This is a genomic window from Streptomyces sp. SLBN-31 (assembly GCF_006715395.1).
Lineage (GTDB): Bacteria > Actinomycetota > Actinomycetes > Streptomycetales > Streptomycetaceae > Streptomyces.
Genome location: NZ_VFNC01000001.1, coordinates 1,551,002 through 1,564,356 on the forward strand (window position 1 = coordinate 1,551,002; position 13,355 = coordinate 1,564,356).

The 13,355-nt window shown below is 70.1% G+C and carries 10 protein-coding genes; 4 read left to right on the top strand and 6 right to left on the bottom strand.

Going from position 1 to position 13,355, the window contains the following annotated elements; translation table 11 throughout:
* Positions 1-106: 106 nt before the first annotated feature.
* Positions 107-1,225, bottom strand: a complete 1,119-nt coding sequence (locus FBY22_RS07115) for an LCP family protein (protein WP_142143324.1) — start codon at positions 1,223-1,225, stop codon at positions 107-109.
* A gap of 410 nt (positions 1,226-1,635) precedes the next feature.
* Here FBY22_RS07115 and FBY22_RS44710 point away from each other — a divergent pair, with 410 nt between their 5' ends.
* The gene (locus FBY22_RS44710; RefSeq protein WP_260844731.1) at positions 1,636-1,914 is read left to right on the top strand and encodes a hypothetical protein; all 279 of its coding nucleotides are present in this window, start codon (positions 1,636-1,638) and stop codon (positions 1,912-1,914) included.
* 66 nt (positions 1,915-1,980) lie between these two features.
* On the opposite strand, the gene FBY22_RS07125 is transcribed toward FBY22_RS44710, so the two are convergent.
* The 4 genes from FBY22_RS07125 to FBY22_RS07140 form a co-directional block, all read right to left on the bottom strand.
* Positions 1,981-4,107: a 3-hydroxyacyl-CoA dehydrogenase NAD-binding domain-containing protein gene (locus FBY22_RS07125; RefSeq protein WP_142143326.1), complete on the bottom strand. Its 2,127-nt coding sequence runs from the start codon at positions 4,105-4,107 to the stop codon at positions 1,981-1,983.
* Complete coding sequence (locus FBY22_RS07130; protein WP_142143328.1) at positions 4,104-5,330, bottom strand: acetyl-CoA C-acyltransferase; 1,227 nt, start codon at positions 5,328-5,330, stop codon at positions 4,104-4,106. The genes FBY22_RS07125 and FBY22_RS07130 overlap by 4 nt, the downstream gene beginning before the upstream one ends.
* 119 nt (positions 5,331-5,449) lie before the next feature.
* Positions 5,450-6,478 (bottom strand): LacI family DNA-binding transcriptional regulator, encoded by a 1,029-nt coding sequence (locus tag FBY22_RS07135; RefSeq protein WP_142143330.1) that lies wholly within the window; start codon positions 6,476-6,478, stop codon positions 5,450-5,452.
* Positions 6,475-8,847, bottom strand: coding sequence for a glycoside hydrolase family 2 protein (locus tag FBY22_RS07140; RefSeq protein ID WP_142143332.1), 2,373 nt, complete (start codon positions 8,845-8,847; stop codon positions 6,475-6,477). The genes FBY22_RS07135 and FBY22_RS07140 overlap by 4 nt, the downstream gene beginning before the upstream one ends.
* Before the next feature lie 158 nt (positions 8,848-9,005).
* Here FBY22_RS07140 and FBY22_RS07145 point away from each other — a divergent pair, with 158 nt between their 5' ends.
* The 3 genes from FBY22_RS07145 to FBY22_RS07155 are packed head-to-tail and all read left to right on the top strand — an operon-like array spanning position 9,006 to position 12,023.
* Positions 9,006-10,325, top strand: coding sequence for an ABC transporter substrate-binding protein (locus FBY22_RS07145; RefSeq protein ID WP_399210651.1), 1,320 nt, complete (start codon positions 9,006-9,008; stop codon positions 10,323-10,325).
* A gap of 1 nt (position 10,326) precedes the next feature.
* Positions 10,327-11,196: a carbohydrate ABC transporter permease gene (locus FBY22_RS07150; protein WP_142143336.1), complete on the top strand. Its 870-nt coding sequence runs from the start codon at positions 10,327-10,329 to the stop codon at positions 11,194-11,196.
* Positions 11,193-12,023: a carbohydrate ABC transporter permease gene (locus FBY22_RS07155; RefSeq protein ID WP_142143338.1), complete on the top strand. Its 831-nt coding sequence runs from the start codon at positions 11,193-11,195 to the stop codon at positions 12,021-12,023. The genes FBY22_RS07150 and FBY22_RS07155 overlap by 4 nt, the downstream gene beginning before the upstream one ends.
* A gap of 7 nt (positions 12,024-12,030) precedes the next feature.
* On the opposite strand, the gene FBY22_RS07160 is transcribed toward FBY22_RS07155, so the two are convergent.
* Positions 12,031-13,326: a ribonuclease D gene (locus FBY22_RS07160; protein ID WP_174267102.1), complete on the bottom strand. Its 1,296-nt coding sequence runs from the start codon at positions 13,324-13,326 to the stop codon at positions 12,031-12,033.
* Between the last annotated feature and the right edge of the window lie 29 nt (positions 13,327-13,355).

A 13,355-nucleotide genomic window follows, 5' to 3' on the forward strand; every position in this document is an offset into this window, starting at 1 on the left:
CTGAAGAGCCCAGGAACCCCGGGCGGTCCCTGGTTCGTCAGCCTCCGGCGAACCCCTGCCCGCGCCCGCCTTTCTGCCTGGGTCCGGCCGGGCACCGGGCGTCCCCTCAGGAGGTGGAGGCCCCCGTCTTCGTCGAGCCCCCCGTCGCCGGGGACTTCTTCGCGGAGGCCGGGATGTCCTCGTCCTTGCGCAGGGCCTGCCACAGTTGGCCGGCCTGGGGCTGGGCGGCGATCACGCGGTTGGGGTCCTGGGTGTCGTACCGCACCGGAAGCATGATCGTCTCCATCGTGGAGGGGTCGATGCCGTTCATGCTGCGGCCGAACTCGGCGAGCTTGGTGAGCGACGCAAGGCCCGAGTCGGTGGTGAGGGACTCGGTGAGTTTGTCGGCGATCCGGTAGGACTTCGTCGGGCTGCCGAGGAGGTCCTGCTTCTTTATCTCGCTGAGCAGGTCGATCAGGAACTGCTGCTGCAGGCCGATGCGGCCCAGGTCGCTGCCGTCGCCGACGCCGTGCCGGGTGCGGACGAACTGCAGCGACTGGGTGCCGTCGAGCTTGTGGGTGCCCGCGGTGATGTCCAGACCGCTGTTGTGGTCGTGGATGTCCCGGTCGACCGTCACGGTCACCCCGCCGATCGCGTCGACCAGCCCCTTGAAGCCGGCGAAGTCGATCTCGACGAAGTGGTCCATGCGGACGCCCGACATCCGCTCCACGGTCTTGACCACGCACGCCGGGCCGGCGAGCGAGTACACCGAGTTGAACATCACGCGCTTCGCCGACGGCAGCGCCGAACCGTCCTTGGCCGTGCACGCGGGCCGCGTCACCAGGGTGTCGCGCGGGATGCTCACGGCGACGGCCTGGCGGCGGCCCTCGGGTATGTGGATCACCAGCGCGGTGTCGGAGCGGGCCCCGGCCGCGGTGTCCCCGCTCAGCTTCCCGTTGGCGCCCGCACGCGAGTCGGAGCCCAGCACCAGCAGGTTCTGCCCGGACGTGGGCAGCTTCTCGGGCCGGTCGTCGCCGATCGCCTTGTCCAGGTCGACGCCCTTGATGTTGCCGTTCAGATCGCTGTACAGCCAGTAGCCGACGCCGCCCGCGGCCAGCAGGAGCAGCACCAGGCTCAGCGCGATCCAGCGCCACACGCGGCGGCGCTTCCTCGGCGTCCTGCCCCGGCGGCCCGACGGCGCGCGCCGTGATCCCTCCGGACCCGTCTCCGTCAGGGCGTGCGTCATGTGCGTCGGTCCTCTCTCCTCGACCAGTGGCTCAGGGCATGCGTGGGGGAGAGACCGAGCCAGTCTGCGGCGATGGGCAGTCGCCCACCGGTCATCAGACGTTCATTGAGACGCAAGGGTTGTATGTGTTTTCTGTCATTTCTGTCAGTTCTTGACAGCAGTGTGAGCGCTTGCTGATGATGTGCCGGCCCTGTGAAGGTTAAGTATTCGGTATGAACCGGCGGCGGCTTTTTGCCATCGCCTTACGTGGTCGCCGCCACCGGCGGCATCACCGCCGTCGACTCCGGCGCCGGCCGCACCTGTCTGTACTTCCGCGAGGCCGGCACCCAGCAGGTGATGGCCTACCGCCGGCATGCCGACGGCCGCTGGCCCGGTTCCGGCGCGGGCCTCGGGGTGGCGGTACCGGCGCCGTGGCCGCCCTGTGGGCACCGGAGCGCGGCGCCCGCGAGGCGTTCCTCGCCCACCGGGGCAGCCGGGGCCGTCTCGTCACCTCGATGCCCGACCGGGACAAGGACGTCTCCGGCACCCACTGGCACGAGTCGGGCGGGATGTTCGCGAATGCCCCGGCGATGGCCTACGACGCGACGGGCGCCGTGGTCGTCACGGTCCTCGGCACCGACGGCCGGCTCCACGTCCGCCGCCAGCTGTTCCCGGCGGCGGGCAGCCCGCTGGGGCCGTGGCTGTCGTAGGAGAACCCACAACTCGAGGAGGGCCTCCGCCAGGTGGCGGAGGCCCTCCTCGGTTGCCCTCGGGTGTTACGCCGGAACCGACGCCACGCCCGGAGCCAGGAACTTCTTGCCGTTCACGCGCTCCGAGACACCCTCGCGGTCCAGGTACGGCGTGATGCCGCCCAGGTGGAAGGGCCAGCCGGCGCCCGTGATCAGGCAGAGGTCGATGTCCTGGGCCTCGGCGACGACGCCCTCGTCGAGCATGAGCCCGATCTCCTGGGCGACGGCGTCCAGGACGCGCTCGCGGACCTGCTCCTCGGTCAGGACGACATCGCCCTGCTTGAGCAGCGCGGCGACCTCGGGGTCCAGCTCCGGCTTGCCGGAGTCGTAGACGTAGAAGCCGCGCTTGCCCGCCTTGACGACGGCGGCGAGGTTCGGGGAGACCGTGAAGCGGTCCGGGAAGGCCCGGTTGAGGGTCTCCGAGACGTGCAGGCCGATCGCGGGACCGACCAGCTCCAGCAGCACCAGCGGGGACATCGGCAGACCGAGCGGCTCGACGGCCTTCTCGGCGACCTCGACCGGGGTGCCCTCGTCGATGACGTTCTGGATCTCGCCCATGAAGCGGGTGAGGATGCGGTTGACGACGAACGCCGGGGCGTCCTTGACCAGCACCGCGGTCTTCTTCAGCTTCTTGGCCACGGCGAACGCCGTCGCGAGCGAGGCGTCGTCGGTCTGCTCGCCGCGGACGATCTCCAGCAGCGGGAGGATCGCGACGGGGTTGAAGAAGTGGAAGCCGACGACCCGCTCGGGGTTCTTCAGCTTCGACGCCATCTCCGTCACCGACAGCGAGGAGGTGTTGGTGGCGAGGATCGCGTGCGCCGGGGCGACCGCCTCGACCTCCGCGAACACCTGCTGCTTGACGCCGATCTCCTCGAAGACGGCCTCGATGATGAAGTCGGCGTCCGCGAAGCCCTCGGCCTTGTCCAGCACACCGGTCACCAACGCCTTGAGGCGGTTGGCCTTGTCCTGGTTGATGCGGCCCTTGCCGAGCAGCTTGTCGATCTCGGCGTGGACGTAGCCCACACCCTTGTCGACGCGCTCCTGGTCGATGTCGGTCAGCACGACCGGCACCTCCAGGCGGCGCAGGAAGAGCAGCGCCAGCTGCGAGGCCATCAGGCCCGCGCCGACGACGCCGACCTTGGTGACCGGGCGGGCCAGGTTCTTGTCCGGGGCGCCCGCGGGACGCTTGCCGCGCTTCTGCACCAGGTTGAACGCATAGATGCCGGAGCGCAGTTCGCCGCCCATGATCAGGTCGGCAAGCGCCTGGTCCTCGGCGTCGTAGCCCTGCTGCAGGTCGCCGTTCTTGGCGGCGGCGATGATGTCCAGGGCGCGGTAGGCGGCCGGGGCGGCGCCGTGCACCTTGGAGTCCGCGACGAAGCGGCCCTTGGCGACGGCCTGGTCCCAGGCCTCACCGCGGTCGACGACCGGGCGCTCGACGACGATCTCGCCCTTGAGGACGGACGCCGTCCACAGCAGGGACTGCTCCAGGAAGTCCGCGCCCTCGAACAGCGCGTCGGCGATGCCCAGTTCGTAGACCTGGACGCCCTTGAGCTGCTTGTTCTGGTTCAGGCTGTTCTCGATGATCACCGAGACGGCCTTCTCCGCGCCGATCAGGTTCGGCAGCAGGGTGCAGCCGCCCCAGCCGGGGACCAGGCCGAGGAAGACCTCGGGGAGCGAGAAGGCGGGCAGGGCCGCGGACACCGTGCGGTAGGTGCAGTGCAGACCGACCTCGACGCCACCGCCCATCGCGGCGCCGTTGTAGTAGGCGAAGGTCGGCACGGCGAGGCCGCCGAGACGCTTGAAGACCTCGTGGCCGCCCTTGCCGATGGCCAGCGCGTCCTGGTGCTCCTTCAGCAGCTCGACGCCCTTGAGGTCGGCGCCGACGGCGAAGATGAACGGCTTGCCGGTGATGCCGACGCCGACGATCTCGCCGGCCGCGGCCTCCTTCTCGACCTGGTCGACGGCGGTGTTGAGGTTCGCCAGCGAGGCCGGGCCGAAGGTGGTCGGCTTGGTGTGGTCGAAGCCGTTGTCGAGCGTGATCAGGGCGAAGCGGCCCGCGTTGAACGGCAGGTCCAGGTGGCGTACGTGCGCCTGGGTGACTACCTCGTCCGGGAACAGCTCGGCCGCACCCTTCAAGAGCTCAGTGGTGCTCACTTGCTGCCTCCGGCGTCCTTGTGGTTCGGGTTCTCCCAGATGACCGTCGCGCCCATGCCGAAGCCGACGCACATGGTGGTCAGGCCGTAGCGGACCTCGGGCTGCTCCTCGAACTGGCGGGCCAGCTGCGTCATCAGACGCACACCCGAGGAGGCCAGCGGGTGACCGAAGGCGATCGCGCCGCCGTACTGGTTGACGCGCTCGTCGTCGTCCGCGATGCCGTAGTGCTCCAGGAAGGCCAGGACCTGGACCGCGAAGGCCTCGTTGATCTCGAAGAGACCGATGTCGGAGATCGACAGACCCGCCTGCGCGAGCGCCTTCTCCGTGGCCGGGATCGGGCCATAGCCCATGACCTCCGGCTCGACACCCGCGAAGGAGTACGCGACCAGGCGCATCTTCACCGGCAGGTCGTTCTCGCGGGCGAAGTCCTCGGAGGCGATCAGGGAGGCGGTGGCACCGTCGTTCAGACCGGCCGCGTTGCCCGCGGTGACCCGCCCGTGCACGCGGAACGGCGTCTTGAGGCCCGACAGGTTCTCCAGAGTGGTCCCCGGGCGCATCGGCTCGTCGGCCGTCACGAGCCCCCAGCCGGTCTCACCGGCCTCCGGGTTGGTGCGGCGCACCGAGATCGGGACCAGGTCGGCCTGGATCTTGCCGTTGGCGTACGCCTTGGCGGCCTTCTCCTGGGAGCGCACGGCGTACTCGTCGGCGCGCTGCTTGGTGATCGTCGGGTACCGGTCGTGCAGGTTCTCCGCGGTCATGCCCATGAACAGGGCCGACTCGTCGACGAGCTTCTCGCTCACGAAACGCGGGTTCGGGTCCACGCCCTCGCCCATGGGGTGGCGGCCCATGTGCTCGACACCACCGGCGATGGCGATGTCGTAGGCACCGAAGGCGACCGAACCGGCCACCGTGGTGACGGCGGTCAGGGCACCGGCGCACATGCGGTCGATGGAGTAACCGGGCACCGACTGCGGCAGACCGGCCAGGATCCCCGCGGTACGGCCGATCGTGAGCCCCTGGTCACCGATCTGCGTGGTCGCGGCGATCGCCACCTCGTCGATCTTCTTCGGGTCGAGACCGGGGTTGCGGCGCAGCAGCTCCCGGATCGCCTTCACGACGAGGTCGTCGGCACGGGTCTCGTGGTAGATGCCCTTCGGGCCCGCCTTGCCGAACGGGGTACGGACGCCGTCTACGAAGACGACGTCCCTGACGGTACGAGGCACGATGGCTCTCCTCCAGTGTGCGGGATCTGCACTGCTGCGGCCGCGCTGAGCGCGCGCTCAGGTCCATGCTACTTGCGAGTAACGTAACTGCACACCCCTGACGGCCACAGCGGCGAAGGTCACACCCGCGGAGGTGCGGTCGACCCCCGGGGAGTGAGGACCGGAGTGGGCACCGGATGCGATCCGGGTCCCTCCCCGGTGATCACGCCGAACAGCGTACGCGCGACGTCCGCCCCGAATCCGTGCACGTCATGGCTCATGGCGGAGAGCGTCGGATGGGTGAGCCGGCACAGCTGGGAGTCGTCCCACGCCAACAGCGAGACGTCCGCCGGCACGCTCAGCCCCATCTCCGCCGCCACCGAGAGCCCGGCCACCGCCATGATGTCGTTGTCGTACACGATGGCCGTGGGCCGGTCCGGAGCGGCCGCCGTCAGCAGTGACCGGGTGGCCCGCGCCCCCGACTCCCCCGAGTAGTCCGTGGTGACCTGCCAGGCCCCCGCGAGTTCCAGGGCCCGCGCCGCCTCGTCGAACGCGGCCGTCCGCGTCGCCGTGTGCCCGAGCGCCGCCGCACCCCCCACCCGCGCGATCCGCCGGTGCCCGAGCGCCGCGAGATAGCGCACCGCCTCCGTCACGGCGGTCGCGTCGTCGGTCCACACCGACGTCAGCGAACCCGTGAGCGAGGGATGCCCGACCGCCACCACCGGCATCCCCAGCCGCTCCGCCGAGGCCACGCGGGGGTCGTCGAGCCGGAAGTCGACCAGGATCGAGCCGCCGACCTGCCGCCCCCGCCACCACGAGTCCAGCAGCCCGACCTCCTCCTCCACGTTCCGCACGAGTCGCAGCAGCAGCGAGCAGGACCGCTCGGTCAGCACGCTCTCCACCCCGGAGACGAACTCCATGTAGAAGGGCTCAAGCCCCAGCAGCCGCGCGGGCCGGCAGATCGCCAGCCCCACCACGTCCACCCGGGACCCCGCCAGCGTCCGCGCGGTCGGGTTCGGCGCCCACCCGAGCTCCCGGGCCGCCTCGAAGATCCGGTCCCGGGTCGACTCCGACAGGCCCGGCTTGTGGTTGAAGGCGAGCGACACCGCCCCCTTGGACACACCGGCACGCGCGGCGACGTCCTTGATGGTGACGCGGGAGGTCGTCATGCGGTCGGCTCCAGGCAGTACAGGGCGGCGCGGGTGGTGTCCGGGTCGGGATTCTCCCAGCCGCTGACCCCGATGGTCACCCGCTCCCCGGGCAGCAGCGTGACCAGCCCCCGGTCGGCGCGTGCCTCCGGCCGCAGCCGGTCGGCCTGCAGCAGCAGATCCCGTACGAGGGTGCGGGCCGACACCGTCACCGCGCCCGGCGCCACCGTCACGTCGAACTCCGGTCGGGGGTAGGCCACTTCGCGGTCAGGCACGGGGAACCACAGCGCCCGCAGCCCGTCGGCGTCGGCCACCAGGAACTCGTTCGGGCCGGCCGGCTCCAGCTCCCGCGGCACCGCCACGCAGGCGACCGCGCGCCGCTCCGCCCGGAACTTGACGCCCCTCTCGGCGACCACCGTGCCCTGGACGGACATCCGGCGCAGCGTCACCGTGCCCGTCCACGCCAGCCCGGCCTGGTTGACGGCGGCCAGCACCAGTCCCGGCTCCCGCGCCTGCACCGTCAGCAACCGGTCCGCGTACAGCCGCCGCAACTCGTGGTAGAGCGGTTTCTCCCGGCCGTCCCCGTCGATGGCGGCCCAACTCGTCACCGGCCAGCAGTCGTTGAGCTGCCACACGATCGTGCCCGCGCACTCGGGCCAGTGCGAGCGCCAGTGCTCGATCCCGGCGGCCACCGCGCGCGCCTGGTTGACCTGCGTCAGATAGTGCCAGCGGTCGAAGTCCCCCTTCGGCACGGCGAAATGCCGGGCCAGCCCCCGCTCCAGCTTGCCGTTGCCGTCGTCAGCCTTCTGGTGGTGCAGCATGCCGGGGGAGTCCGGGGCGAGCTCCTCGTCCGGCAGCGCCCGCCGCAGCGTGGCGTACGCCGGCGGCGCCTGCCAGCCGAACTCCGCCACGAAACGCGGCACTTCACGCCGGTACTCACCGTAGTCCGCCCGGTTCCACACCTCCCAGGAGTGGTGCGTGCCGTGCGCCGGGTCGTTCGGGTGCCGCTCCCACGACCCCGACCAGGGACTGCCCGCCGTGTAGGGCCGCGTCGGATCCAACTCGGCCACCACACGCGGCAGTACGCCCAGGTAGTAGCCCTCGCCCCAGGAGTCACCGGCGAGCCGCGCCTGCCATCCCCAGTCCCGGAACCCCCACAGGTTCTCGTTGTTGCCGTTCCACAGCACCAGCGACGGATGCGGCATCAGCCGTACGACGTTCTCCCGCGCCTCGGCCTCCACCTCGCCCCGCAGCGGCTGCTCCTCCGGGTAGGCGGCGCAGGCGAACGGGAAGTCCTGCCAGACCAGCAGCCCCAACTCGTCGCAGGCGTCGTAGAAGTCCCCGCTCTCGTAGATCCCGCCGCCCCAGACCCGCACCAGGTCCACCCCGGCGCGCGCGGCCTGCCCGAGCCGCTCCCGGTAGCGCTCCCGGGTCACGCGCGAGGGGAAGACGTCGTCCGGGATCCAGTTCACGCCGCGCGCGAAGAGCGGCTCGCCGTTGACGACGAGGGTGAAGCCGGTGCCGTGCGCATCCACGGACGTGTCCAGCCGCACGGTCCGGAAGCCGACCCGATGTCGCCACACGTCCAGCGCCTCCCCGTCGTGCAGGAGCGTCAACTCCACGTCGTACAGCGGCTGCTCACCGTATCCGCGCGGCCACCACAGTCGCGCGTCGGGCACCCGGAGCCGCACGGCCCCCGCCGTCCCCTCGATCTCCCCGCGCACCCGGGCACCGCCGACCGACGCCTCCACGGCGAGCGGCGCCTCCACCCGGCTGCGCTCGACCTCCACACGCAGTTCCACCACGCCCACGCCGTCCTCGACCGTCACCAGGGGCCGCACCCGGGCGATCCGGGCGGTGGACCAGGACTCCAGCCGCACCGGCCGCCAGATTCCGGCCGTCACCAGCGTGGGCCCCCAGTCCCAGCCGAACGAGCAGGCCATCTTGCGCACGTACTGGTACGGCTGCGAGTAGGCGGCCGGCCGCTCGCCCACCCGCCCGCGCAATGCCTCCGCCTCGGCGTAGGCGGAGACGAACCGCACCGACAGCCGCCCCCGGAGCCCGGTGACGTCGAAGCGGTGGGAGCGGTGCATGTTCCGGGTCCGGCCCAGTACATGCCCGCCGACCGACACCTCGGCGACCGTGTCGAGCCCGTCGAAGACCAGGTCGGTCTGCTCGTGGCCCCCCGCCCCACCCCGCAGCTCGGTCTCGTACGTCCACTCCCGCCGCGCGACCCACGCCACCTCGGTCTCGTTCGCCCCGAGAAAGGGGTCCGGGATCACCCCGGCCGCCAGCAGATCTGTGTGCACACAGCCCGGCACCGCTGCCGGAAGTTCCTCCCCTTCGTGCCGCAGGACCCATCCCTCGGTGAGCGGTGTCGCCTCCAGCATGCACACTCCCTAAACCGTTTCAGTCCAGTCAGCGAAAAGCTTTCGACAGCCTTGGCGGAATACAGACTTTACCGGTTAAGAAAACGTTGTCAGAGTTCCGAACCAGCCAACCCGCTCGTGCTCGTCCGTCCCATGAACGTGAACCATGAACGGAGCTGATGCACATGTCCCGCCGTACAGTCCTGGCCATCGCGGCCGGAGCCGCTCTCGTCCTCACGGCCTGCACCGGCACCGGTGCCTCCTCCAAGGGCGCGGACGCCAAGGCGCCCGACGACCCGTCGAAGGTCAGCGGAACCATCAAGGTCCTCACCCAGCGCACCGACCTCGTGCAGGACGGCACGATGAAGTGGTACGCCGCCGCGTTCAACAGGACGTACCCCAAGGTCAAGGTCGAGTTCGAGGCCCTCACCAACTACGAGGCCGACGTCAAGATCCGCATGAACACGGAGAACTACGGCGACGTCCTGATGATCCCGGGCGTGGTGAAGAAGAGCGACTACCCCAGGTTCTTCGCCTCGCTCGGCACGCGGGCGGAGCGCGGCAGGAAGTACCGCTTCACGGACTTCACCACGGTGGACGGCAAGGTCTACGGCCAGAGTCCGATCGGCGTGAGCCCCGGCTTCGTCTACAGCAAGAAGGTCTGGCGCGAGGCCGGTGTCACCGAGTGGCCCACCACACCGGCCGAGTTCCTGAGCGACCTCAAGGCGATCAAGTCCAGGACGGACGCGGTCCCGTACTACACCAACTTCGCCGCGCAGTGGCCGCTGACGTCGTGGACCTTCGTCAACGGCTCGGTCGGCTGCGACACCGGTGCCACCACGAAGCTGGCCGACGGCGACCCCTGGGCGAAGGGCAGCGACCTGCGCGTCGGCGACACCCTGCTGTACGACATCGTGCACCAGGGCCTGGCCGAGAAAGACCCGACGACCACCAACTGGGAGCTGTCCAAGCCGCAGTTGGCCAAGGGGAAGATCGCCACGCAGTGGCTCGGGACCTGGGCGATCGTCCAGTTCCGGGACGCCGCGAAGAAGGCCGGGGCGAACCCCGACGACATCGGCTTCATGCCGTTCCCCGCCCAGGTGGACGGCACGTTCTGCGCGGTCGTCGGCCCCGACTACCACCAGGCCGTCAACGTCCACTCCCGGCACAAGGAGGCGGCCCGCGCCTGGATCGACTGGTTTACCGACAAGTCCGGCTACGACAGGGACAACCTGGCGATCTCACCGCTGAAGAGCGCCCCGCTTCCCGATGTGCTGAAGCCCTACGAGGACCGGGGCGTGAAGCTCATCGAGCTCGACGACACCGAGGGCGCCCGGGTGAAGGCCATCGACGACCAGTCCGAGGTCGGCATCAACAAGCCCGACTACCGCCAGGACCTGGTCGACCTCGCGCGCGGCGCCAGGAAGGGCAGCCTGGACTCGTTCCTCGCCGGCCTGAGCAGGAAGTGGACCGAGGCCCAGAAGACCTTGGGGTCCTGAGATGACGCGCGTGTGGCGGGGCCTGACCCCCTGGCTGTTCCTCCTCGTCCCCCTCGCCTTCCTGATCACCTTCACCTACGCGCCGATCGTCAACATGCTGGCGTACAGCTTCACCGACTGGGACGGCCTCAGCCCCGAACTGCGCTACACGGGCATCGGCAACTACACCGAACTGTTCACCCGCCCCGACCTGTTCGAGGTCTTCTGGGTCAGCGGCTACTACCTGGCCGCCTCCGTGGTCCAGATCGCCGTCGCCCTCTACTTCGCCACGATCCTCAGCTTCGACGTCCGCTTCCGGAACCTCTTCAAGGGCGTGCTGTTCTTCCCCTACCTGATCAACGGGGTGGCGATCGGTTTCGTCTTCCTCTACTTCTTCCAGGACGGCGGCACTCTCGACTCGGTCCTCGCGCTCCTCGGCGTCCACTCCGACCACGCGTGGCTGGGCACCCCGGTCTCCGCGAACGTCTCCCTGGCCGGGGTCTCCGTCTGGCGCTACACGGGCCTGAACTTCGTGCTCTTCCTGGGCGCGATCCAGTCCATCCCGGGGGAGCTGTATGAGGCCGCCGAACTGGACGGCGCGGGCCGCTGGCACCAGTTCCGGCACATCATCGCGCCCGGCATCAGACCCGTGCTGAGCCTCAGCGTGATCCTGTCCGTCTCCGGGTCGCTGTCGGTCTTCGAGATCCCGTACATCATGACCGGCGGCGCGACCGGCACCGAGACCTTCGTGATCCAGACGGTGAAGCTGGCCTTCCAGTTCAACAAGACGGGCCTGGCCTCCGCGGCCGCCGTCGTCCTGCTGCTGATCATCCTCCTGGTGACCTGGATCCAGCGGCGCCTGGTCCCCGACGACAAGGTGGATCTCGTATGACACGCCGAGCGGTGGCCCGCACCCTCGTCTACCTGTCCCTGATCGCGGCGAGCGTGGTCGTCCTGCTGCCGCTGGTCGTCGTCCTGCTGACCTCCCTGAAGACCGAACAGGAGACGTCGAACGACACGGGGGCGCTCAGCCTGCCCCACGACCTGCTCAACTTCCGAAACTACGTCACCGCGTTCCACGACGGCCGCATGCTCTCCGCGTTCGGCAACACGGCCTTCATCCTGGTCGTCTCCGTCGGCGGCACGGTCCTCATCGGCTCGATGACGGCCTACGCGATCGACCGGTTCACCTTCCGCCTCAAGAAGCCGGTGGTGGCCCTGTTCCTGATCGCCGCCCTGGTCCCCGGGGTCACCACCCAGGTGGCGACCTTCCGGATCGTCACCAGCTTCGGCCTGTTCGACACCCGCTGGGCGCCGATCGCCCTCTACATGGGCACGGACATCGTCTCGATCTACATCTTCCTGCAGTTCGTCCGCTCGATCCCGGTGAGCCTCGACGAGTCGGCCCGCCTGGACGGCGCGAACGCGTTCACGATCTACTGGCGGATCATCTTCCCGCTGCTGAAGCCGGCGATCGCGACCGTGGTGATCGTGAAGGGGATCGCCGTCTACAACGACTTCTACATCCCCTTCCTGTACATGCCGAACCAGGATCTTGGCGTGATCTCGACGTCCCTGTTCCGCTTCAAGGGCCCGTTCGGCGCCCACTGGGAGACGATCTCGGCGGGCGCGATCCTGGTCATCCTCCCCACGCTGGTCGTCTTCCTGTGCCTGCAGCGTTACATCTACAACGGCTTCACACGGGGAGCGACCAGGTGAGGAGCGCTCAGGAGGGCGGGGCTCCGGCGGACAGCGCGGCCACCAGCACCGGTGTGACCTGCTCGACCTGCCAGGCCCGCGCCCCGTGCCCGGCCAGCGCGGCCGCGACCGTCTCGGCGTCCACGGCCTTCGGCGGCTCCCAGCAGACCCGCCGCACGGTGTCCGGCGAGATCAGGTTCTCCTGCGGCATGTTCAGCCGTTCGGCCAGCGCCGACACCCCGGCCCGGGCCGCCGACAGCCGTGCGGCGGCCACCGGGTCCTTGTCGGCCCAGGCCCGCGGCGGCGGAGGCCCGGTCACCGGCTGCCCGGGCGCCGGCAACTGGGACTCGCCGAGCGACTTCGCCCGGTCCACCGCCGCCTGCCACTGCTCCAGCTGCCGCCGCCCCATGCGGTTGCCGAAGCCGTTCAACGCCATGAGCGCCTGCACATCGGCCGGCAGGGCGAGCGCCGCCTCGACGATGGCCGCGTCGCTGAGCACCTTGCCCGGCGAGACGTCCCGCCGCTGGGCGATCCGGTCGCGCGTCTGCCACATCTCCCGCACGACGGCGAGCTGCCGGCGCCGACGCACCTTGTGCATCCCGGACGTCCGGCGCCAGGGGTCCTTGCGCGGCTCGGCGGGCGGCGCGGCCGCGATCGCCGCGAACTCCTGCCGGGCCCACTCCAGCTTCCCCTGCCGGTCCAGCTCCTTCTCCAGGGCGTCCCGCAGATCGACCAGCAGCTCCACGTCCAGTGCCGCGTACCTGAGCCATGGCTCGGGCAGCGGCCGCGTCGACCAGTCGACGGCGGAGTGCCCCTTCTCCAGTACGAAGCCCAGGACGCCCTCGACCATCGCGCCGAGGCCGACCCTGGGGAAGCCGGCCAGCCGTCCCGCGAGCTCGGTGTCGAACAGCCGCGTCGGCATCATGCCTATTTCGCGCAGGCAGGGCAGATCCTGGGTGGCGGCGTGCAGCACCCACTCGACGCCCGACAGCGCCTCTCCGAGACCGGACAGGTCGGGACAGGCCACGGGGTCGATCAGTGCGGTCCCCGCACCCTCCCGGCGCAGCTGCACCAGATAGGCGCGCTGACCGTAGCGGTAGCCGGAGGCGCGCTCGGCGTCGACGGCGACGGGTCCGGTGCCGGCCGCGAACGCGGCGATCACCTCGGCGAGCGCGTCGGCGTCGGCGACGACGGGCGGAATGCCCTCGCGCGGCTCCAGCAGAGGGATCGGCGCCTCCGCTGCAGAAGATCCGCCGTCGTCCGGAGGGGCGCCTCCGGTGGTTCGCAGTGAAACGTCTGCTGCGGTGTCTTGGGCGTCGGTCACATGTCAAGGGTATCCGTGTATGGACGGCG

Coding starts and splice junctions, on each gene's coding strand:
- FBY22_RS07140 (WP_142143332.1), bottom strand. CDS start 8,847: ATGCTGGAGGCGACACCGCTCACCGAGGGATGGGTCCTGCGGCACGAA.
- FBY22_RS07155 (WP_142143338.1), top strand. CDS start 11,193: ATGACACGCCGAGCGGTGGCCCGCACCCTCGTCTACCTGTCCCTGATC.
- FBY22_RS07115 (WP_142143324.1), bottom strand. CDS start 1,225: ATGACGCACGCCCTGACGGAGACGGGTCCGGAGGGATCACGGCGCGCG.
- FBY22_RS07135 (WP_142143330.1), bottom strand. CDS start 6,478: ATGACGACCTCCCGCGTCACCATCAAGGACGTCGCCGCGCGTGCCGGT.
- FBY22_RS07150 (WP_142143336.1), top strand. CDS start 10,327: ATGACGCGCGTGTGGCGGGGCCTGACCCCCTGGCTGTTCCTCCTCGTC.
- FBY22_RS07145 (WP_399210651.1), top strand. CDS start 9,006: ATGCACATGTCCCGCCGTACAGTCCTGGCCATCGCGGCCGGAGCCGCT.